Genomic DNA, 21046 nt, shown 5'->3' with positions numbered 1-21046 from the left:
AACTCAGGGCGCATTATAGAACACGTGGAATGGAATTCGTCTGCCACGAAGGGAAAATTGTGTCATAGTGCAGAATAAGCAAAATTAAGGAGCCAGCCAGAGCAATGAAACGTCCGGACTACAGAACACTACAGGCACTTGATGCAGTTATTCGTGAACGCGGATTTGAGCGCGCGGCGCAAAAGCTTTGCATCACCCAGTCCGCCGTATCACAGCGTATCAAACAGCTTGAAAACATGTTCGGCCAGCCGCTGCTGGTGCGCACCGTGCCGCCACGTCCAACCGAGCAAGGGCAAAAGCTCCTCGCCCTGCTGCGCCAGGTTGAACTGCTGGAAGACGAGTGGCTGGGTGACGAACAGACGGGCTCTACGCCGCTGCTGCTCTCTCTGGCGGTCAACGCCGACAGTCTGGCAACCTGGCTGCTGCCGGCCCTTGCGCCGGTATTAGCGGACTCCCCTATCCGCCTGAATTTACAGGTTGAGGATGAAACCCGTACCCAGGAACGCCTGCGTCGCGGTGAAGTGGTTGGGGCGGTCAGTATCCAGCCTCAGGCCTTGCCAAGCTGTCTTGTCGATCAGCTGGGCGCGCTGGACTACCTGTTTGTGGGTTCAAAAGCCTTTGCCGAGCGCTACTTCCCGAACGGCGTCACCCGCGCCGCGCTGCTGAAAGCCCCTGCCGTGGCGTTCGACCATCTGGATGATATGCATCAGGCGTTCCTGCAGCAAAACTTCGATCTGCCACCGGGCAGCGTGCCGTGCCATATCGTCAACTCGTCTGAGGCCTTTGTGCAGCTTGCGCGTCAGGGCACCACCTGCTGCATGATCCCGCATCTGCAGATTGAGAAAGAGTTAAAAAGCGGTGAGCTGATTGACCTGACGCCGGGGCTGTATCAGCGCCGGATGCTCTACTGGCACCGGTTTGCGCCGGAAAGCCGCATGATGCGCAACGTCACCGACGCGCTGCTGGCGTACGGGCACAAGGTGTTGAGACAGGATTAATCGCTTGAATTCCCTCTCCCTGCGGGAGAGGGTTAGGGTGAGGGCAAATTACTGCGCCTTAGCCGCCTCAGTTTGCTGAGTTTGAGTTGGCTCCAGCTGGAACACCACATCCACCTGATCGTCAAACTGAATGGTTGGCTGCTCGTATGTTTCCTGAGCAGACACCGGGGCTGCATCAGCCTTCATCATCCGTACCATCGGGCTTGGCTGGTAGTTAGAGACGTGGTAACGCACGCTGTAAACCGGGCCGAGCTTGCTCTTAAAGCCAGAAGCCAGCTGTTCCGCCTGGTGAATGGCATCATCAATCGCCGCTTTACGCGCTTCGTCTTTGTATTTTTCCGGTTGCGCAACGCCCAGCGATACGGAACGAATTTCGTTCAGACCCGCCTTCAGCGCGCCATCAAGCAGCGAGTTAAGCTTATCCAGCTGACGCACGGTCACTTCGACGGTACGCACGGCACGGTAGCCTTTCAGGATGCTTTTACCATTCTGGTAGTCATAATCGGGTTGAGTACGCAGGTTCGCGGAGTTGATATCTTTTTTACCGACACCGTTCTGCTCAAGGAAAGAGAGGTATTGCGCAACACGATCGTCAGCCTGCTTCTTGGCAGATGCCGCATCTTTCGCAGAAACATTGACTTCAATTGCCAGCGTTGCGACATCAGGTACCGCGTCCACGCTTGCGGTGCCTGAAGTGACGATGTGCGGGCCATCCGGCAGTTCACTTGCCTGCACCGACACCGCACCAAAACTTACTAATGCCGCCAGGGCCATCACCTTAAACTTCACTGTTATTCCTCCATGTTGCGAAGAGTGCCCATTAACAGGGCGCATGCCAGCAAGCTTAGCGGGTCTTGTTCAGTTGTCCATAAGACAAGGATTAGTTGAACAATTCCTGAACGTGGTGAATCCCCTCTTTTGCCAGCTGAAAGGCAATAAACCACATCACCAGCCCTACCAGAGTGTTGATGATGCGCTGGGCTTTGGCCGTACGCAGACGAGGCGCCAGCCATGCAGCCAGAATGGCGAGACCGAAGAACCAGAGGAAAGAGGCGCTAACCGTACCCAGCGCAAACCAGCGTTTCGGCTCAACGTCCAGCTGCCCGCCCAGGCTGCCCAGCACCACGAAGGTGTCGAGATACACATGCGGGTTAAGCCAGGTCACCGCCAGCATGGTGACGATAATCTTCCAGCGCCCCTGCTTCATGACCTCCGCGCTCGCCAGTTCGAGGTTGCTGCTCATTGCCGTTTTCAGCGCGCCGAATCCGTACCAGAGCAGAAACGCCACGCCGCCCCAGGTGACCAGCGCCAGCAGCCAGGGAGACTGCATGAGCAATGCGCTGCCGCCAAAAATCCCGGCACAGATCAGCAATAAATCGCTTACCGCACACAGCAGGGCAATCATCAGATGATACTGGCGGCGAATGCCCTGGTTCATCACAAACGCATTTTGCGGGCCAAGGGGAAGGATCATGGCCGCACCTAAGGCAAGCCCTTGAAAATAATAAGATAACATGACGAAATTCTCACAGTATTGTTCTGGAAGGAGACTATACTGTGCGAATTACATTAGAGGAAATGGATAATATTAATTGGGGATTAGCAGCACTTATAAGAATAAAGCCCGGTGGCGCTAGCGCTTACCGGGCCCGCGGGGGAAGTTATTCGGCTTCTTTGACTTTTTTGACGTTTACGTCCATCTGAGGGTACGGGAAGCTGATGCCGTTGGCATCGAAGTCGCGCTTAATGCGCTCCAGCACGTCCCAGTACACGTTTTGCAGATCGCTGCTTTTGCTCCAGATACGCACCACGAAGTTAATGGAGGACGCGCCCAGCTCGTTCAGGCGAACCGTCTGCTCTTTGTCTTTCAGAATGCGATCGTCTGAGGCGATGATGTTGCTAATTAGCGACTTCACCTGATCGATGTCGGAGTCGTACGCCACGCTGATAATCAGTTCGTTACGACGCACCGGCTCACGGGAGAAGTTAATGATGTTGCCCGCGATGATTTTCCCGTTCGGCACGACCACGATGCGGCCATCGACGGTGCGCATGGTCGTTGAGAAAATTTGTACCTGCAGCACGGTTCCGGCAATGCCGCCAAGGTCAACGTACTCGCCGGAGCGGAACGGACGGAAGGTCACCAGCAGAACGCCTGCCGCCAGGTTTGAAAGCGAGCCCTGCAGCGCCAGACCAATAGCCAGACCGGCGGCACCGAGAACGGCGATGACGGAGGCGGTTTGCACCCCAACACGGCCCAGCGCGGCAATCAGCGTAAAGGCGATAATGCCGTAACGCACCAGTGCGGAGAGGAAGTCAGCCACCGTGGCGTCAATGTGACGGGCCAGCATCACGCGGTTAACCGTATTCGAGACAATACGCGCCACGATCATCCCGACGATAATGATGGCAATCGCCGCGACGATGTTCACGGCATAGCTCAGCAGCAGGGCCTGGTTACGCACCAGCCAGTTACCGGCGTTATTGATGCTGTCTACAACATCGAGTTGTTCCATTTATTCTTCCTTTTGTTAAACCAAAACACAAAATCCATCCCCCATGGAGACAGGCAGGTCTGTAAAGGGTAAACAAAAAGCACCGGTTTTGCCAAACAGATCACAAAAGCAGGTCTGGCAGGGTATTGAAAAAGCATAAAAAAAGGCCCGCATTTGCGGGCCTTCTGATGCTGTTAGCAGCTCAAATTACAGAACGTCGATCGCGTTCAGTTCTTTGAAAGCCTGCTCCAGACGGGTCACCATGGACGTCTGCGCTGCGCGCAGCCATACGCGTGGATCGTAGTATTTCTTGTTCGGCTGGTCTTCGCCTTTCGGGTTGCCCAGCTGGCCCTGCAGGTAAGCTTCGTTCGCTTTGTAGTACTGCAGGATACCGTCCCAGGTTGCCCACTGGGTGTCGGTATCGATGTTCATTTTCACTACGCCGTAGCTTACGGAGTCTTTGATTTCCTGAGCAGAAGAACCGGAACCGCCGTGGAAGACGAAGTTCAGGCTGTTGTGCGGCAGGTTGTGTTTCTTGGAAACGTATTCCTGAGAATCACGCAGGATAGTCGGAGTCAGAACCACGTTACCTGGTTTGTAAACGCCGTGTACGTTACCGAAGGACGCTGCGATGGTGAAGCGTGGGCTGATTTTGCTCAGCTCGGTGTAAGCGTAATCAACGTCTTCTGGCTGGGTGTACAGTGCAGAAGCGTCCATGTGGCTGTTGTCCACACCGTCTTCTTCACCACCGGTGCAACCCAGTTCGATTTCCAGAGTCATGTCCATTTTGGCCATGCGCGCCAGGTATTTGGAGCAGATTTCGATGTTTTCGTGCAGTGACTCTTCAGACAGGTCGATCATGTGAGAAGAGAACAGTGGCTTACCGGTAGCCGCGAAGTGTTTTTCACCCGCGTCCAGCAGACCGTCGATCCACGGCAGCAGTTTCTTCGCGCAGTGGTCAGTGTGCAGGATAACTGGAACACCGTAGTGCTCAGCCATCTGGTGTACGTGGTGCGCACCAGAGATAGCGCCCAGGATTGCAGCACCCTGAGGAATGTCAGTTTTCACGCCTTTACCTGCGATGAACGCAGCGCCGCCGTTAGAGAACTGAACGATAACCGGTGCTTTAACTTTTGCAGCGGTTTCCAGTACGGCATTGATGGAGTCGGTACCCACGCAGTTCACTGCTGGCAGAGCGAAGTTGTTTTCTTTAGCTACCTGGAACACTTTCTGTACGTCATCACCAGTGATAACGCCAGGTTTTACGAAATCAAAAATTTTAGACATGTTGCTTAGTCCTGTATCTTCGGCCGTTAGAAAAGGTGCGAGCTCTTAAAAGCGCGCTGAAAATTGGGCAGGTTTCCCTGCCCTTGAATGGCTTACTTCTTAGCGCGCTCTTCGAGCATTGCTACTGCTGGCAGTACTTTGCCTTCCACGAATTCGAGGAATGCGCCGCCACCAGTGGAGATGTAGGAGATCTTGTCAGCGATACCGAACAGGTCGATTGCTGCCAGGGTGTCACCACCGCCTGCGATAGAGAACGCTTCGCTGTCTGCGATAGCGTTAGCAACGATTTCAGTCCCTTTGCGGAAGTTCGGGAATTCGAACACGCCAACCGGACCGTTCCACAGGATAGTTTTTGCGTTTTTGAGGATTTCAGCCAGTTTCTGTGCAGAAACGTCGCCCAGATCCAGAATCTGCTCTTCGTCTTTGATGTCGTTTACAGATTTCAGGGTCGCGGTTGCGGTTTCGGAGAACTCGGTCGCTACGCGAACGTCAGTTGGAACCGGGATATCGCAGGTGCTCAGCAGGCGTTTGGCTTCGTCAACCAGGTCTGCTTCGTACAGGGATTTACCGACGTTGTGGCCCTGAGCGGCAACGAAGGTGTTCGCGATACCACCGCCAACGATCAGCTGGTCAGCGATTTTAGACAGGGAATCCAGAACGGTCAGTTTGGTGGAAACTTTAGAACCACCAACGATAGCGACCATTGGACGAGCAGGTTCTTTCAGTGCTTTACCCAGCGCTTCCAGTTCGTCAGCCAGCAGAGGACCGGCACACGCTACGTCTGCGAATTTACCGATACCGTGGGTAGACGCCTGAGCACGGTGCGCCGTACCGAAGGCATCCATCACGAATACGTCGCACAGTGCAGCGTATTTTTTGGACAGGGTTTCGTCGTCTTTCTTCTCGCCTTTGTTGAAGCGAACGTTTTCCAGAACAACCAGTTCACCGGCTGCAACGTCAACGCCGTCCAGGTAATCTTTCACCAGGCGAACCGGGTTGGACAGTTTGTCTTTCAGGTAATTAACCACTGGCAGCAGAGAGAACTCTTCGTTGTACTCGCCTTCAGTTGGACGACCCAGGTGGGAGGTGACCATCACTTTCGCGCCCTGCTTCAGAGCCAGCTCGATGGTTGGCAGAGATGCACGGATACGCGCGTCGCTGGTCACTTTGCCATCTTTAACCGGTACGTTCAGATCGGCACGGATGAAAACGCGTTTACCAGCCAGATCCAGATCGGTCATCTTAATTACAGACATGGTGAATCCTCTCGTTGATTCTTAAAGTTTTGCAGACGCACGATGCGTCTTACCTGAAACCTTGAGCAGCCATTGCCAACGTGGTGTCGAGCATTCGGTTAGCAAAGCCCCATTCGTTATCACACCAGACCAGCGTCTTGATAAGGTGTGCGCCACTGACCCTCGTTTGCGTGCCATCGACGATGGCGCTGTGTGGGTCGTGGTTAAAATCTACTGAGACCAACGGTAATTCCGTATAGTCAACTATACCATGAAATGCCCCCTGTGCCGCTTTTTGCAGCAACAGGTTGACTTCACAGGCTTTTACCGGTTTTTTCACCGTTACGCTAAGGTCGATTGCGGTGACGTTGATTGTTGGGACGCGCACGGCAATCGCTTCAAAACGGTCATTGAACTGCGGAAAAATTCGGGTGATCCCTGCCGCCAGTTTCGTATCCACCGGAATGATTGACTGGCTCGCTGCACGCGTGCGCCGTAAATCCGGGTGGTAAGCGTCAATGACCTGCTGATCGTGCATGGCGGAGTGAATCGTGGTCACGGTACCGGACTCAATGCCATACGCATCGTCTAACAGTTTGATGACCGGAATAATGCAGTTGGTGGTACAGGAGGCGTTGGAAACAATGCAGTGTTCGGCCTGCAGCTCATGCTGGTTGACGCCAAACACGACGGTCGCGTCGAGGTCGTTACTGCCGGGATGAGAAAACAGGACTTTTTTCGCGCCTGCAGCAAGATGCGCTTCGCCATGTTCACGGTTGCCGTACATGCCGGTACAGTCAAGCACCACATCCACACCCAGTTCACGCCAGGGTAGCCCGGAGATGCTGTTCTCATGCAGCACACGAATCGCGTCATCACCCACAAAAAGCTGATCTCTTTCCTGGCGCACGTCCCAGGCAAAGCGTCCGTGGCTGGTGTCATACTTCAATAAATGCGCCATGCCCGCAGCATCCGCCAGTTCATTGATTGCCACCACGGTTATTTCCGCCCGACGTCCGGATTCATACAAAGCACGAACCACATTACGCCCGATGCGACCGAAGCCATTAATCGCTACGCGTACGGTCATAGATCTCCTGCAAAGCAATCCCTGAGTGTGAGGTGGCTGAAAGAGTAATCCAGCTACGCCCGAAGGGGAATCCTTGCTGTCACAAACTGCGATTGATTGGTCAATTGTCGAACATTTAATCGACTGAAACGCTTCAGCAAGAATAAGCGAATCGGGGAATAAAAGGAATGTCTGTCCAGATGAATAAGCGCGCTATATGACTTGCGTCACATTTTAAGTGGAATAATGGCGGCAAGGTAAAAGCAAAACGGTAACCGAGAGGTTACCGTTTTTTAGTGTTTGCACCCTCTCCCGCGGGAGAGGGTTCGGGTGAGGGCATCAGCCCGCACCGTACAAACGATTACAGCAGTTCTTTCGCTTTCGCGACAACGTTCTCAACGGTGAAGCCGAACTCTTCGAACAGCTGTTCTGCAGGAGCAGATTCACCGAAGGTGGTCATACCGACGATGGCACCGTTCAGGCCCACGTATTTGAACCAGTAGTCAGCGATACCCGCTTCCACTGCCACGCGAGCGGAAACCGCTTTAGGCAGCACGGATTCACGGTAAGCGGCATCCTGCTTGTCGAACGCGTCGGTAGACGGCATGGAAACCACGCGCGCTTTCACGCCTTCGGCAGTCAGTTTTTCCCACGCTGCAACCGCCAGTTCAACTTCAGAACCGGTGGCGATGAAGATCAGCTCCGGCTGACCCGCGCAATCTTTCAGCACGTAACCACCGCGAGCGATGTTCGCCAGCTGCTCTGGAGTACGCTCCTGCTGTGCCAGGTTCTGACGGGAGAGGATCAGCGCGGTTGGACCGTCCTGACGCTCAACACCGTATTTCCACGCCACCGCGGATTCAACCTGGTCACATGGACGCCATGTGCTCATGTTCGGGGTCACACGCAGGGAAGCCACCTGCTCTACCGGCTGGTGAGTTGGACCATCTTCGCCCAGACCGATGGAGTCGTGGGTGTAGACCATCACCTGACGCTGTTTCATCAGCGCGGCCATACGCACGGCGTTACGTGCGTATTCAACGAACATCAGGAAGGTAGAGGTGTACGGCAGGAAACCGCCGTGCAGGGAGATACCGTTGGCAATCGCGGTCATACCGAATTCACGTACACCGTAATGGATGTAGTTACCGGCAGTATCTTCGTTGATTGGCTTAGAACCAGACCACAGGGTCAGGTTAGATGGTGCCAGGTCAGCGGAGCCGCCCAGGAATTCTGGAAGCCATGGGCCGAACGCTTCAATCGCATTCTGAGACGCTTTACGGCTCGCGATTTTAGACGGGTTCGCCTGCAGCTTAGCGATGAATTCGTTGGCTTTCGCGTCGAAGTCAGACGGCATTTCACCTTTCATACGACGGGTGAATTCAGCCGCTTCCTGCGGGAACGCTTTCGCATAGGCAGCGAATTTCTCGTTCCAGGCCGCTTCTTTCGCCTGGCCTACTTCTTTTGCATCCCACTGAGCGTAGATCTCAGATGGAATTTCGAATGCAGGGTGTTTCCAGCCCAGCGCTTCGCGGGTCAGTGCAATTTCCGCATCACCCAATGGCGCGCCGTGGGAGTCGTGAGTACCCGCTTTGTTCGGGGAGCCGAAGCCGATGATGGTTTTGCACATCAGCAGGGACGGTTTGTCCGTCACCGCGCGCGCTTCTTCCACTGCACGTTTAATCGAGTCAGCATCGTGACCATCAACGCCACGCACTACGTGCCAGCCGTAGGCTTCGAAACGTGCTGCAGTGTCGTCGGTGAACCAGCCTTCAACGTGACCGTCGATGGAGATACCGTTGTCGTCATAGAACGCAACCAGTTTGCCCAGCTTCAGGGTACCTGCCAGGGAGCACACTTCGTGAGAAATGCCTTCCATCATGCAGCCGTCGCCCATGAACGCGTAGGTGAAGTGGTCTACGATGTCGTGACCAGGACGGTTGAACTGCGCCGCCAGCGTCTTCTCGGCAATCGCCATACCCACAGCGTTAGCAATACCCTGACCCAGCGGGCCGGTGGTGGTTTCTACGCCAGCGGTGTAACCCACTTCCGGGTGACCTGGAGTTTTGGAGTGCAACTGACGGAAGTTTTTCAGCTCTTCAATTGGCAGATCGTAGCCGGTGAGGTGCAGCAGGCTATAGATCAGCATTGAGCCGTGGCCGTTGGACAGCACGAAGCGGTCGCGGTCAGCCCATGACGGGTTCTGCGGGTTGTGGTTCAGGAAATCACGCCACAGGACTTCGGCGATATCAGCCATACCCATAGGAGCCCCTGGGTGGCCGGATTTGGCTTTCTGTACTGCGTCCATGCTCAGCGCACGAATAGCATTAGCAAGCTCTTTACGTGAGGACATTTTAACTCCAGATCGGACTGTTAAAGGCCATGCCCTTGACGACAGCGCGTTTTGGGCTACGCCGGAAAAAAGTGCCAACAATGTAACCCAAGCCGCAAGTCATGTACATGGAGCATTCTTTTGCTTGTTAAGAAATCTCTGGATCATGCTCGCATGTTGCGCAATCTGCTCGCCCGGCCCTGCAGATATTCCTTATACTTAGCCCGACACCGGCTTCGCTGACGGTGCCCTTTTCGGATTTTATTCAGTTTAACGAGTACGGAAGCAACCTCATGAAAATGCGTGCAATAGTGCTGGCCCTGGGTACAACGCTCCTGCTGAGCGGCTGTCAGAATATGGATTCTAACGGTCTGATGACGTCAGGCGCAGAGGCCTTTCAGGCCTATTCCCTGAGCGATGCGCAGGTGAAAGCGCTGAGCGACCAGGCCTGTAAAGATATGGACGGAAAAGCCACGCTTGCGCCGGCTAACAGTACCTACACGCAGCGTCTGAATAAGATTGCTTCCGCGCTGGGCGACAACATCAACGGCCAGCCGGTGAACTACAAGGTGTACATGGCGAAAGACGTGAACGCCTTCGCGATGGCGAACGGCTGTATCCGCGTCTATAGCGGACTGATGGACATGATGACCGACAACGAAGTGGAAGCGGTGATCGGCCACGAAATGGGCCACGTTGCCCTGGGCCACGTGAAGAAAGGGATGCAGGTTGCCCTGGGCACCAATGCCATCCGCGCAGCGGCGGCCTCAGCGGGCGGTATCGTTGGCAGCCTGTCGCAGTCACAGCTTGGCGACGTGGGTGAAAAGCTGGTTAACTCTCAGTTCTCACAGCGTCAGGAGTCCGAGGCGGATGACTACTCATACGATCTGTTGCGCAAACGCGGCATTAATCCTTCAGGCTTAGCCACCAGCTTCGAAAAACTGGCCAAGCTGGAAGCCGGACGCCAAAGCTCCATGTTTGACGATCACCCGGCCTCAGAAGAACGCGCACAGCATATTCGCGACCGTATGGCCGCAGACGGAATTAAATAATTTCAGAAGGAGGCAATTTTGCCTCCTTTTTATTTCGCATGAATTGTTAACTTAACAGCACGTATCGATAACACCCCTGAAAGCCCCGCCAAATCTGCCCTATCGCATTGAAATGTCTGGTCACATAATTATTGCAAAGGTCTCTTTTTCCGGTAATTATCACGCCCGCAGTTATTCAAATTACTATATCCAGACAGAGACGTTCCCTCCGTGAAAAAAGAATTATCATTAATTGCTTTAAGCTTATTTGCCGCATTACCTGCCGCTGCAAGCCAGCAATCCGACAGCCAGGGTTTTATTGACGACAGCCATCTGGACCTGTTTTTACGCAATGCGTATATCAGCCGCGATTACCATCAGGGCCAGCAGGACAAAGCCGAGTGGGGTCAGGGGATCATTGCCACGTTTGCATCCGGCTATACCGAAGGGCTGGTGGGCTTTGGCGTGGACGGTATTGCTCAATACGGCGTGCGCCTGGACGGCGGCCGTGGCAAGAGCGGCGCGGGCGGCATCGACTTCTTTAAGCAGGAAGATGACGGCCGGGCAAAATCCGATCTGGCAAAGTTTGGCGCCACCGCCAAAATGCGCATCTCGAATACCGTACTGAGCTACGGGAATCAGCGCCCTGAGCTGCCCATCGTGAATGCCGACAGCTCCCGCCTGCTGTTTGAAAGCTATACCGGCACCATGCTGACCTCAAAAGAGATCGACGGTCTGGAAGTCAACGCTGGTTACTTCACCGACGAGCAGCGTAAAAGCGATGACCGCCACGACAGCGGGCTGAAGAGCCTCTCCTTCGGCGGTGCGAGCTATCAGTTTAACGACCAGTTCAGCGGCGCGCTGTACGCCTCTCATAATGAAGAGGTAATGAACAAGCAATACCTGGGCATGAACTTCAAACAGCCGTTCAGCACCGGGCAGCAGCTGGTACTCGACTTCAACGGCTATAACTCCCGTCTGGACCAGGGTTACGCGGACAGCCTCGACACGGGCCGCAGCAACACCATCTGGAGCCTGGCGGCGAGCTACATCTGGGACATTCACACGTTCAAAGTGGCGTACCAGCAGAGCAGCGGCAGCACCGGCTACAACTACGGCGGCTATCGCGACAAGGGCGGCGTGGGTGATGGCGGTAACACCATCTGGCTGGCGAACTCCTACTGGTCTGATTTTAATGGCGAAGATGAACGTTCCTGGCAGGCATCCTACGGTCTGGACTTTGCCGGCCTTGGCTTACCGGGCCTGAGCTGGACCACCGCCTACGTGCGCGGCGATAACATCAAAACCTCTGAAACCAGCAACGGCAAAGAGCACGAGTGGTTTAACCAGATCCAGTACCAGGTGCAGGATGGTCCGGCGAAGGATCTGAAGCTGAAACTGCGCTACTCCGTCCTGCGCGTCTCCAGCAACGCCAGCGAGTACAACGTGGGCGGGGACGAGATCCGCGCTTACGTGGAATACCCGTTTAACGTGTTCTAAAGGCAATAAAAAACCTCTCAGTAGAGAGGTTTTTTTTCACGCAAGGCGAGGCTTATTCGCCTTTTTTGGCTGCCTGAATATAGAGCATTTCCAGCGCCAGAGTCGCTGCGGCCAGCGCGGTGATCTCGGACTGGTCGTACGCAGGCGCCACTTCCACCACGTCCATCCCGACAATGTTCAGATCCTTCAGGCCGCGCACCAGCTTAATGGCACGATCTGAGGTCAAACCGCCGATGACCGGCGTACCGGTGCCCGGTGCAAATGCCGGATCCAGACAGTCGATGTCGAAGGTCAGATACACGGGCATATCACCCACGATCTGCTTCACCTGAGCGATGATGTCGTCGACGCCGCGATCGTTAACCTGGCCCGCATCCAGCACGGTGAAACCGTTGTCTTTGTCGAACTCGGTGCGAATACCGATCTGCACCGAGTGGTTCGGGTCGATCAGACCTTCGTTCGGCGCGGTGAAGAACATTGTGCCGTGGTCGAACTCGCAGCCGTTCGCGTAGGTGTCGGTATGCGCATCGAAGTGCACCAGCGCCATTTTACCGAAGTGCTTCGCGTGGGCGCGCAGCAGCGGCAGGGTCACGAAGTGGTCGCCGCCGAAGGAGAGCATGCGCTTACCGGCGGCCAGCAGCTTCTCGGCGTGGGCCTGCAGCTTTTCGCTCATCTCACGCGCGTCGCCGAAGGCATACACCAGGTCACCGCAGTCCACCACGTTCAGGCGCTCGCGCATGTCGAAGTTCCACGGGAAGCGGTTGTGCTCCCAGGCCAGGTTAGTGGAAACCTGACGGATCGCCGCCGGGCCGTGACGACCACCCGCGCGGCCAGATGTCGCCATATCGAACGGCACGCCGGTGATCACCCAGTCAGCGTCGCTGTCGTACGGCTGGAAGTTCATCGGAAGGCGTAAAAAACCAAACGCGTTAGATACCAGAGAGTTATCGTACTGATGACCTAAAGTGCTCATGTCCTGACCTCTTTTAAAGTCGATACATTAAAAACAGATGAAAAAAAATCCCCTCCGCGTCGTTAAACCCGACGAGGAAGGGATTGATTCGTAAATCGCTTATTAGGGCGAATTATCGCCGGTAATGCATACGGGTTCAAGTGAGTATAGCATTCTGCCGGATGGCGGCTTCGCCTTATCCGGCCTACGTTCGTAGGCTAGGTAAGCGCAGCGCCACCGGGCATCAGCGACTTAGCGGTCTGATGCCCTCACCCCGCCCCTCTCCCACAGGGAGAGGGAGGTTTTCCTACTCGTCTTCCAGGTAGGTATACCCGTACAGACCCGCTTCAAACTCTTCCAGGAACTGCTGCTGGAGCGCGTCGTCCAGACCGGTGTTTTTCACCTGATCGCGGAACTGTGTCAGCAGGGTTTTCGGATCGAGCTGAACGTATTCCAGCATGTCCGCCACGGTGTCCCCTTCATCGGACAGCTCAACTTCCACGCTGCCGTCAGGGAACACGAACACGTCCACCGCTTCGGTATCACCGAACAGGTTATGCATGTTGCCGAGGATCTCCTGATACGCGCCGACCATAAAGAAGCCCAGCATCGGCGGGTTCTCCGGGTCGTATTCCGGCATTGGCATCGTCGTTGCGATACCGTCGCCGTCGACGTAGTGGTCGATGGCGCCGTCGGAGTCACAGGTGATGTCCAGCAGCACCGCACGGCGTTCCGGGGCATGGTTCAGCCCTTCCAGCGGCAGAACCGGGAAAAGCTGGTCGATACCCCAGGCATCCGGCATCGACTGGAACAGCGAGAAGTTGACGTAAATCTTATCCGCCATACGCTCCTGCAGCTCGTCGATAATCGGACGGTGCGCGCGGTTGCTCGGGTCGAGTTGTTTCTGCACTTCATGGCACATGTTCAGGTAGAGCTGCTCCGCCCAAGCGCGCTCCTGCAGGCTGAAGGTGCCTGAAGAATAACCCACGTGAATGTCATGCAGATCCATCTGGCTGTCGTGCAGCCATTCGCGCAGGGAACGACGCGTGCCCGGCTCGTGCATCTCCTGCCAGGTTTCCCACATGCTTTGCAGGGAACGCGGGGCATCGTCTGCCGGAGGCGTTGCCTCGGAGATTTCGCTACGCTCAACGCCGATGATGTTAGAAACCAGCACCGTATGGTGCGCGGTCACCGCGCGACCGGATTCGGTGATCACCGTCGGGTGCGGCAGGCCGTTCTCTTCACAGGCATCGCCGATCGCCCAGATGATGTTGTTCGCGTATTCGTTCAGGCCGTAGTTCACGGAACAGTCAGACTGCGAGCGGGTCCCTTCGTAGTCCACGCCCAGGCCGCCGCCCACGTCGAAGCACTGAATATTTACGCCAAGCTTATGCAGCTCAACGTAGAAACGCGCTGACTCACGCACGCCGGTCGCAATATCGCGAATGTTGGCCATCTGCGAGCCGAGGTGGAAGTGCAGCAGCTGAATGCTGTCCAGACGACCGCGCTCGCGCAGGATTTCCACCAGCTGCAGTACCTGGTTTGCCGCCAGGCCGAACTTGGATTTTTCGCCGCCGGAGGACTGCCATTTGCCGGAACCCTGTGACGCCAGACGCGCACGCACGCCAAGGCGTGGCACCACGTTCAGACGCTCGGCCTCTTCCAGCACGATGGCGATTTCGGTCATCTTCTCGATAACCAGATAGACCTTGTGGCCCATCTTCTCGCCAATCAGCGCCAGACGAATGTATTCACGGTCTTTATAGCCGTTACAGACGATCACTGAACGGGTCATGCCCGCATGCGCCAGAACTGCCATCAGTTCAGCTTTGGAACCGGCTTCCAGACCCAGCGGCTCGCCGGAGTGGATCAGAGATTCAATTACGCGGCGGTGCTGGTTCACCTTGATCGGGTAAACCAGGAAGTAGTCACCTTTATAACCGTAGGACTCACGCGCGCGCTTAAACGCGGCGTTAATCGAACGCAGGCGATGTTGCAGGATCTGCGGGAAGCAGAACAGTGCAGGCAAACGCTGGCCCTGAGCTTCACGGGCTTTAACCAGCTTCGCGAGATCCACGCGCGCTTCAGGGACGTCCGGATCCGGGCAGACGCTGATGTGGCCCAGTTCGTTGACGTCGTAATAGTTATTGCCCCACCAGGCAATATTGTAAGTGCGCAGCATCTTGCTGGCTTCCTCGGAGCTCATCGCAACCTCCTGCATAGAACGTAGTACACCCTGTTCGCCCGCTGACGAAGGCGAAAAAGAAGACATGTCGTCAGACATAGCGAACCTCAACTCTTTGTATTAAGTGTAAAACAGTTGACTACTATCGCAGCGTTATACGGCGATAACAACCCATAAACGGCTCCGTTTCCCAGCAGAGTATGCTGAAATCCAGACCGTGCGACCGGTTTCTTATTCATATCATTGTAAAACACGTATCCGAACTCTGTATGACAAGGTTCGGCGAAACCACGAGAAAACTCTTGTATTAACAAGAGCGCCCTTGTTCAGTTTTCACAAAGCGCGACCGGCCCTGGAATCCTGAGAAGCGCCGAGATGGGTATAACATCGGCAGGTTTGCAGACTAAAAATGCGGGTTGCGGGAATCAAATGCGCGCCAGAACGGCTGCGCTGAATTAGCGGAAAACGATGGTTCATTATCTCGTATCACCTCCACGGCCGCTTCTGCTGAAACGGACCCCAAGCCAAAGCTAAAAGTTCACTGCTTAACCCGGCTGGAAGTGGCGACACGATGAGTTCATCGAGCGCTTATTTTATATGAGCCGCGCGCCGCGTTTTATACCGAGAAGGGGGCTAAAAAGCAAAACAAAAATGCGCGTGTTGCCGGAGCCGTCAGGAATTATTGCCAGCCGCAATTTCAACTGAGTGAGAGGTTAGTCAAAAAAAACTGGAAATCGGGCGAAGAAGTGACCTAAAATAGCCATCCAGATGTTAATCCATCTATACTGATTAACACTCATACTGCCAGTGTCAAAAACCTGCAGGCCTTGGTAGAATTATCTCCTTTGGCTATTCCACACAGCAGCTTGAGCTAACCAAATTCCTCTTAGGTGAAATAAAACATGGCAAAACACCTGTTTACGTCCGAGTCCGTATCAGAAGGACATCCTGATAAAATTGCTGACCAAATCTCCGATGCGGTGCTGGATGCGATCCTGGCGCAGGATCCAAAAGCGCGCGTAGCGTGCGAAACCTATGTCAAAACCGGCATGGTTCTGGTTGGCGGTGAGATCACCACCAGCGCATGGGTTGATATCGAAGAGATCACCCGTAATACGGTGCGTGAGATCGGCTATGTGCATTCTGATATGGGCTTTGATGCCAACTCCTGCGCGGTTCTGAGCGCGATTGGCAAACAGTCTCCAGACATCAACCAGGGCGTTGACCGTGCCGATCCGCTGGAACAGGGCGCGGGCGACCAGGGCCTGATGTTCGGCTATGCAACCAACGAAACCGACGTGCTGATGCCAGCACCGGTCACCTACGCACACCGTCTGGTGCAGCGTCAGGCTGAAGTGCGTAAAAACGGCACCCTGCCGTGGCTGCGCCCTGATGCGAAAAGCCAGGTCACTTTCCAGTACGACGACGGTAAAATCGTCGGTATTGACGCGGTGGTTCTGTCTACCCAGCACGCCGAAGATATCGATCAGAAATCCCTGCAGGAAGCAGTGATGGAAGAGATCATCAAGCCGGTTCTGCCGACCGAATGGCTGAGCTCTGCGACCAAATTCTTCATCAACCCAACCGGACGCTTCGTTATCGGCGGCCCAATGGGTGACTGTGGCCTGACCGGTCGTAAAATCATCGTTGATACCTACGGCGGCATGGCGCGCCACGGTGGCGGTGCGTTCTCCGGTAAAGATCCGTCTAAAGTTGACCGTTCTGCGGCGTACGCGGCGCGTTATGTGGCGAAAAACATCGTTGCTGCCGGCCTGGCTGACCGCTGTGAGATCCAGGTTTCCTACGCGATCGGCGTGGCTGAGCCAACCTCCATCATGGTTGAAACCTTTGGTACCGAGAAAGTGCCTTCAGAACAGCTGACTCTGCTGGTGCGCGAGTTCTTCGACCTGCGTCCATACGGCCTGATTCAGATGCTGGATCTGCTGCACCCAATCTACAAAGAAACCGCTGCATACGGTCACTTTGGTCGTGAACATTTCCCATGGGAAAAAACCGACAAAGCCGCCCTGCTGCGTGAAGCTGCCGGTCTGAAGTAATCGACTGACATCTGCGTGATAAAAGGCCAGCCTTCAGGCTGGCCTTTTTTTGTCGGGTGACGCCGCAAAGGCGCACATATGGAACCGATTACACCGCACCGGATGCGTCTCGCTTTCAGAATATTCTCTTTGCATGATCGCCTTTCTTCTGCTGTTACATCTCATTTCAGTTAAGTCTGAAATGTGTTCTTTCGCGATGCATATCACCTCGTTTACCTCTATATTTTCAAAGCTTTAATTATTTTTACGGTTGCACCTTAGTGTAACCGATTACACCTATGTGATTAATCTCACATATTTTTACGGGTCACTCACCTACCCTTTATATCAATAAAACTGATAACCCAACTGGAGGGCATAATGCCTGACAATAAAAAACAGGGGCGTACGTCCAACAAGGCGATGACATTCTTCGTCTGTTTCCTCGCCGCCCTGGCAGGATTACTTTTTGGCCTGGATATCGGCGTCATTGCCGGTGCATTACCTTTCATCACTGACGAGTTCCAGATCAGCGCTCATACCCAGGAGTGGGTGGTCAGCTCCATGATGTTTGGCGCGGCCGTCGGGGCCGTCGGCAGCGGCTGGCTCTCCTTCAAGCTCGGGCGTAAAAAGAGCCTGATGATCGGCGCGATCCTGTTCGTTGCCGGTTCACTCTTCTCTGCCGCTGCGCCTAACGTTGAGGTCCTGCTGGTTTCCCGCGTGCTGCTCGGCCTGGCCGTGGGCGTGGCGTCCTATACCGCCCCGCTTTACCTGTCTGAAATCGCGCCGGAGAAAATCCGCGGCAGTATGATTTCGATGTACCAGCTCATGATCACCATCGGTATTTTGGGCGCGTACCTTTCCGATACCGCGTTTAGCTACAGCGGCGCATGGCGCTGGATGCTCGGCGTGATCATCATCCCGGCCATTTTGCTGCTGATTGGCGTCTTCTTCCTGCCGGACAGCCCGCGCTGGTTCGCCGCCAAACGTCGATTCCACGATGCCGAACGCGTGCTGATGCGCCTGCGCGATACCAGCGCCGAAGCGAAAAACGAGCTGGAAGAGATCCGCGAAAGCCTGAAGGTCAAACAGTCCGGCTGGGCGCTGTTTAAAGAGAACAGCAACTTCCGCCGCGCGGTGTTCCTTGGCGTATTGCTTCAGGTGATGCAGCAGTTCACCGGGATGAACGTCATCATGTATTACGCGCCAAAAATCTTTGAGCTGGCGGGCTATACCAACACCACCGAACAAATGTGGGGGACCGTCATCGTGGGTCTGACCAACGTGCTGGCGACCTTTATCGCCATCGGTCTGGTGGACCGCTGGGGACGTAAGCCAACGCTGACGCTGGGCTTCCTGGTGATGGCAGCCGGTATGGGTGTCCTCGGTACCATGATGCATGTGGGCATTCACTCACCAACCGCCCAGTACTTTGCGGTCGGCATGCTGCTGATGTTTATCGTCGGGTTTGCGATGAGCGCTGGCCCGCTGATTTGGGTTCTGTGCTCTGAGATCCAGCCGCTGAAAGGGCGTGATTTTGGTATCACCTGCTCTACCGCAACCAACTGGATTGCCAACATGATCGTCGGAGCAACGTTCCTGACCATGCTCAATACCCTGGGCAACGCGAACACCTTCTGGGTCTACGCAGGTCTGAATATCTTCTTTATTGTGCTGACAATCTGGCTGGTTCCAGAAACCAAACACGTTTCTCTGGAACATATTGAACGTAACCTGATGAAAGGTCGTCCGCTGCGCGAAATCGGCGCCCACGACTGATCCTCACGCGGGAGGCGCCTCTTGCGCCTCCCCGCTTCGCGCTTTATGCTCTGCCCCTATGAAAGCACCCCGTCTCCCCATCGCCCTTCAGCAAGCCGTTATGCGCTGCCTGCGGGAAAAACTCGCCCAGGCGAACCTGAAGCTCGGCCGCAATTACCCTGAACCTAAGATCGTTTATCAGCAGCGCGGAACCGCGGCGGGTACCGCCTGGCTCGAGCCGTATGAGATCCGCCTTAACCCGGTGCTGATGATGGAAAACCAGCAGGCGTTTATCGAGGAAGTGGTACCGCACGAGCTGGCGCATCTGCTGGTGTGGAAACACTTCGGACGCGTCGCGCCCCACGGCAAGGAGTGGAAGTGGATGATGGAAGCGGTGCTCGGCGTTCCGGCACGCCGCACCCATCAGTTCGAACTGGAATCGGTGCGCCGCAATACCTTCCCCTACCGCTGCCAGTGTCAGCTGCACCAGCTTACCGTCCGCCGCCATAATCGCGTGGTGCGCGGCGAGGCGACCTACCGCTGCGTCAAATGCGGCGAGCCGCTGGTTGCGGAATAATCATCTGAACTTTCAGGAACTTTCCTGATCTGACTGATTGCATACGGGAACAACATTCGTTACGTTGCGGGCTCGTTTTGACACGGAGTGTAAGATGTCCCGTAATTTTTCTCTCGCGGTCGCCTTTCTGACGACGGCGCTCTCAGGCCATGCTCTGGCCGACGGTATCAACAGTTTTTCCCAGGCCAAGGCAGCAGGCGTGAAGGTAAACGCCGATGTGCCGGGGGATTTCTACTGCGGCTGTAAAATTAACTGGCAGGGTAAAAAAGGGGTCGTTGACCTTGAGTCCTGCGGCTATAAGGTGCGTAAAAACGAAAACCGCGCCAGCCGCATTGAATGGGAACATGTCGTTCCGGCCTGGCAGTTTGGCCACCAGCGCCAGTGCTGGCAGGATGGCGGACGTAAAAACTGCGCCAAAGACCCGGTTTATCGCCAGATGGAAAGCGATATGCATAACCTGCAGCCTGCCGTAGGTGAAGTGAACGGCGACCGGGGTAATTTCATGTACAGCCAGTGGAACGGTGGCGAAGGCCAGTACGGCCAGTGCGGTATGAAGGTTGATTTTAAAGAGAAAGTCGCCGAGCCCCCTGCCCGCGCGCGCGGCAGCATTGCCCGCACCTACTTCTATATGCGTGACCGTTACGACCTCAACCTCTCCCGCCAGCAGACGCAGCTGTTCAACGCCTGGGACAAGCAGTACCCGGTGACGGAGTGGGAATGCCAGCGCGACGAACGTATCGCCAGAGTCCAGGGGAATCACAACCCTTACGTCCAGCGGGCTTGCCAGGCGCAAAAGAGCTAACCTACACTACGGCAATTCGCTTATATCGCATGACACATGGAATTTCTGACTATGCGCATTCCCCGCATTTACCATCCTGAACTGATTACCGCAGGCCGCGAAATCGCCTTGTCTGATGACGCCGCCAACCACGTTGGCCGCGTGCTGCGCATGGGCGCAGGCCAGGCAATACAGCTGTTCGACGGCTCGAACCAGGTTTTCGACGCGGAAATCACGCGGTCTGATAAAAAAAGCGTACACGTTAACGTCCTGCGTGGCGAAGTGGATGATCGGGAATCACCGCTGCACATCCATCTGGGCCAGGTGATGTCGCGCGGCGAGAAAATGGAGTTCACCATACAGAAATCCATTGAACTGGGTGTAAGCCTCATTACGCCACTTTTTTCTGAGCGCTGCGGCGTTAAACTGGATGCGGAACGTCTGAACAAAAAGATCCAGCAGTGGCAGAAAATCGCCATTGCGGCTTGCGAACAGAGTGGCCGCAACCGTATTCCGGAGATCCGCCCGGCGATGGATCTGGAGGAGTGGTGTGCAGAAGAGGAAAGCGGGCTGAAGCTCAATCTTCATCCGCGCGCCAGCGCCAGCATCAATACGCTGCCCCTGCCCGTTGAGCGCGTACGCCTGCTGATTGGCCCCGAAGGCGGCCTGTCGGCGGACGAAATTGCGATGACGGCACGTTACCAGTTTACTGATATTCTGTTGGGACCTCGCGTTCTGCGCACTGAGACAACGGCACTCACGGCCATTACCGCGCTACAGGTACGGTTTGGCGATCTGGGTTGAAGCATT

Annotated in this window: 18 protein-coding genes; 8 read left to right on the top strand and 10 right to left on the bottom strand. The window is 55.3% G+C overall.

Annotated elements, in window-relative coordinates:
• Positions 1 to 104: 104 nt before the first annotated feature.
• Entirely contained in the window at positions 105 to 998 is an 894-nt protein-coding gene (gene argP, locus ACMWLG_RS18290) for a DNA-binding transcriptional regulator ArgP (protein ID WP_008499727.1), read from the top strand.
• A gap of 48 nt (positions 999 to 1046) precedes the next feature.
• Here argP and ACMWLG_RS18285 read toward each other — a convergent pair whose 3' ends face one another.
• The 7 genes from ACMWLG_RS18285 to tkt all read right to left on the bottom strand — a co-directional run bounded on the left by ACMWLG_RS18285 (position 1047) and on the right by tkt (position 9437).
• Positions 1047 to 1787 (bottom strand): oxidative stress defense protein, encoded by a 741-nt coding sequence (locus tag ACMWLG_RS18285; protein WP_023309114.1) that lies wholly within the window; start codon positions 1785 to 1787, stop codon positions 1047 to 1049.
• Positions 1788 to 1878: 91 nt separating this feature from the next.
• Positions 1879 to 2514 carry an arginine exporter ArgO gene (gene argO, locus ACMWLG_RS18280; RefSeq protein WP_021242063.1) on the bottom strand — a complete coding sequence of 212 codons (636 nt, stop codon included), beginning with the start codon at positions 2512 to 2514 and terminating at the stop codon, positions 1879 to 1881.
• Between the two features lie 145 nt (positions 2515 to 2659).
• Positions 2660 to 3514 (bottom strand): small-conductance mechanosensitive channel MscS, encoded by an 855-nt coding sequence (locus ACMWLG_RS18275; protein WP_045405010.1) that lies wholly within the window; start codon positions 3512 to 3514, stop codon positions 2660 to 2662.
• 186 nt (positions 3515 to 3700) lie between these two features.
• Positions 3701 to 4780, bottom strand: a complete 1080-nt coding sequence (fbaA, locus tag ACMWLG_RS18270) for a class II fructose-bisphosphate aldolase (protein WP_008499731.1) — start codon at positions 4778 to 4780, stop codon at positions 3701 to 3703.
• A 92-nt stretch (positions 4781 to 4872) separates the two neighbouring features.
• Entirely contained in the window at positions 4873 to 6036 is a 1164-nt protein-coding gene (gene pgk, locus ACMWLG_RS18265; protein WP_024906565.1) for a phosphoglycerate kinase, read from the bottom strand.
• A 49-nt stretch (positions 6037 to 6085) separates the two neighbouring features.
• Positions 6086 to 7105, bottom strand: a complete 1020-nt coding sequence (epd, locus tag ACMWLG_RS18260; RefSeq protein ID WP_045405007.1) for an erythrose-4-phosphate dehydrogenase — start codon at positions 7103 to 7105, stop codon at positions 6086 to 6088.
• 340 nt (positions 7106 to 7445) lie between these two features.
• Entirely contained in the window at positions 7446 to 9437 is a 1992-nt protein-coding gene (gene tkt, locus ACMWLG_RS18255) for a transketolase (protein WP_023309118.1), read from the bottom strand.
• Between the two features lie 272 nt (positions 9438 to 9709).
• On the opposite strand from tkt, the gene ACMWLG_RS18250 reads away from it, so the two are divergent.
• On the top strand, positions 9710 to 10468 hold the full coding sequence (locus tag ACMWLG_RS18250; RefSeq protein WP_021242066.1) for a M48 family metallopeptidase: 759 nt from the start codon (positions 9710 to 9712) through the stop codon (positions 10466 to 10468).
• 210 nt (positions 10469 to 10678) lie between these two features.
• Positions 10679 to 11947: an OprD family outer membrane porin gene (locus tag ACMWLG_RS18245; RefSeq protein ID WP_023309119.1), complete on the top strand. Its 1269-nt coding sequence runs from the start codon at positions 10679 to 10681 to the stop codon at positions 11945 to 11947.
• Between the two features lie 52 nt (positions 11948 to 11999).
• On the opposite strand, the gene speB is transcribed toward ACMWLG_RS18245, so the two are convergent.
• The 3 genes from speB to yqgB form a co-directional block, all read right to left on the bottom strand.
• The gene (speB, locus tag ACMWLG_RS18240; protein WP_014071686.1) at positions 12000 to 12920 is read right to left on the bottom strand and encodes an agmatinase; all 921 of its coding nucleotides are present in this window, start codon (positions 12918 to 12920) and stop codon (positions 12000 to 12002) included.
• Between the two features lie 286 nt (positions 12921 to 13206).
• Positions 13207 to 15183 carry a biosynthetic arginine decarboxylase gene (gene speA / locus ACMWLG_RS18235; protein ID WP_045405365.1) on the bottom strand — a complete coding sequence of 659 codons (1977 nt, stop codon included), beginning with the start codon at positions 15181 to 15183 and terminating at the stop codon, positions 13207 to 13209.
• A gap of 8 nt (positions 15184 to 15191) precedes the next feature.
• The gene (gene yqgB, locus ACMWLG_RS18230; RefSeq protein WP_127312443.1) at positions 15192 to 15323 is read right to left on the bottom strand and encodes an acid stress response protein YqgB; all 132 of its coding nucleotides are present in this window, start codon (positions 15321 to 15323) and stop codon (positions 15192 to 15194) included.
• A gap of 663 nt (positions 15324 to 15986) precedes the next feature.
• On the opposite strand from yqgB, the gene metK reads away from it, so the two are divergent.
• The 5 genes from metK (at position 15987) to rsmE (ending at position 21040) form a co-directional block, all read left to right on the top strand.
• Positions 15987 to 17141 carry a methionine adenosyltransferase gene (metK, locus tag ACMWLG_RS18225; protein ID WP_008499745.1) on the top strand — a complete coding sequence of 385 codons (1155 nt, stop codon included), beginning with the start codon at positions 15987 to 15989 and terminating at the stop codon, positions 17139 to 17141.
• A 360-nt stretch (positions 17142 to 17501) separates the two neighbouring features.
• Complete coding sequence (galP, locus tag ACMWLG_RS18220) at positions 17502 to 18899, top strand: galactose/proton symporter (RefSeq protein ID WP_023309123.1); 1398 nt, start codon at positions 17502 to 17504, stop codon at positions 18897 to 18899.
• A gap of 58 nt (positions 18900 to 18957) precedes the next feature.
• Positions 18958 to 19455 (top strand): SprT family zinc-dependent metalloprotease, encoded by a 498-nt coding sequence (locus tag ACMWLG_RS18215; protein ID WP_032667932.1) that lies wholly within the window; start codon positions 18958 to 18960, stop codon positions 19453 to 19455.
• 94 nt (positions 19456 to 19549) lie between these two features.
• The gene (endA, locus tag ACMWLG_RS18210) at positions 19550 to 20257 is read left to right on the top strand and encodes a deoxyribonuclease I (RefSeq protein ID WP_023333343.1); all 708 of its coding nucleotides are present in this window, start codon (positions 19550 to 19552) and stop codon (positions 20255 to 20257) included.
• A 51-nt stretch (positions 20258 to 20308) separates the two neighbouring features.
• Positions 20309 to 21040 (top strand): 16S rRNA (uracil(1498)-N(3))-methyltransferase, encoded by a 732-nt coding sequence (gene rsmE / locus ACMWLG_RS18205; protein WP_045403915.1) that lies wholly within the window; start codon positions 20309 to 20311, stop codon positions 21038 to 21040.
• Positions 21041 to 21046 lie beyond the last annotated feature (6 nt).

Origin of the sequence: Enterobacter sp. 01-M-02-SI-ECC, assembly GCF_047530595.1 — a bacterium.
In the GTDB taxonomy this organism is placed as follows: domain Bacteria; phylum Pseudomonadota; class Gammaproteobacteria; order Enterobacterales; family Enterobacteriaceae; genus Enterobacter; species Enterobacter cloacae_M.
The sequence above is the reverse complement of the archived record's forward strand: the minus strand, read 5'-3'. Positions and strand labels throughout refer to the sequence as shown.

Bases quoted from the DNA above. Each gene is read 5' to 3' on its own strand.
- endA (WP_023333343.1), top strand. From the start codon at position 19,550: ATGTCCCGTAATTTTTCTCTCGCGGTCGCCTTTCTGACGACGGCGCTC.
- epd (WP_045405007.1), bottom strand. From the start codon at position 7,105: ATGACCGTACGCGTAGCGATTAATGGCTTCGGTCGCATCGGGCGTAAT.
- ACMWLG_RS18250 (WP_021242066.1), top strand. From the start codon at position 9,710: ATGAAAATGCGTGCAATAGTGCTGGCCCTGGGTACAACGCTCCTGCTG.
- tkt (WP_023309118.1), bottom strand. From the start codon at position 9,437: ATGTCCTCACGTAAAGAGCTTGCTAATGCTATTCGTGCGCTGAGCATG.
- fbaA (WP_008499731.1), bottom strand. From the start codon at position 4,780: ATGTCTAAAATTTTTGATTTCGTAAAACCTGGCGTTATCACTGGTGAT.
- metK (WP_008499745.1), top strand. From the start codon at position 15,987: ATGGCAAAACACCTGTTTACGTCCGAGTCCGTATCAGAAGGACATCCT.
- argO (WP_021242063.1), bottom strand. From the start codon at position 2,514: ATGTTATCTTATTATTTTCAAGGGCTTGCCTTAGGTGCGGCCATGATC.
- rsmE (WP_045403915.1), top strand. From the start codon at position 20,309: ATGCGCATTCCCCGCATTTACCATCCTGAACTGATTACCGCAGGCCGC.
- galP (WP_023309123.1), top strand. From the start codon at position 17,502: ATGCCTGACAATAAAAAACAGGGGCGTACGTCCAACAAGGCGATGACA.
- speA (WP_045405365.1), bottom strand. From the start codon at position 15,183: ATGTCTGACGACATGTCTTCTTTTTCGCCTTCGTCAGCGGGCGAACAG.
- argP (WP_008499727.1), top strand. From the start codon at position 105: ATGAAACGTCCGGACTACAGAACACTACAGGCACTTGATGCAGTTATT.
- ACMWLG_RS18215 (WP_032667932.1), top strand. From the start codon at position 18,958: ATGAAAGCACCCCGTCTCCCCATCGCCCTTCAGCAAGCCGTTATGCGC.
- speB (WP_014071686.1), bottom strand. From the start codon at position 12,920: ATGAGCACTTTAGGTCATCAGTACGATAACTCTCTGGTATCTAACGCG.
- yqgB (WP_127312443.1), bottom strand. From the start codon at position 15,323: ATGAATAAGAAACCGGTCGCACGGTCTGGATTTCAGCATACTCTGCTG.
- ACMWLG_RS18275 (WP_045405010.1), bottom strand. From the start codon at position 3,514: ATGGAACAACTCGATGTTGTAGACAGCATCAATAACGCCGGTAACTGG.
- pgk (WP_024906565.1), bottom strand. From the start codon at position 6,036: ATGTCTGTAATTAAGATGACCGATCTGGATCTGGCTGGTAAACGCGTT.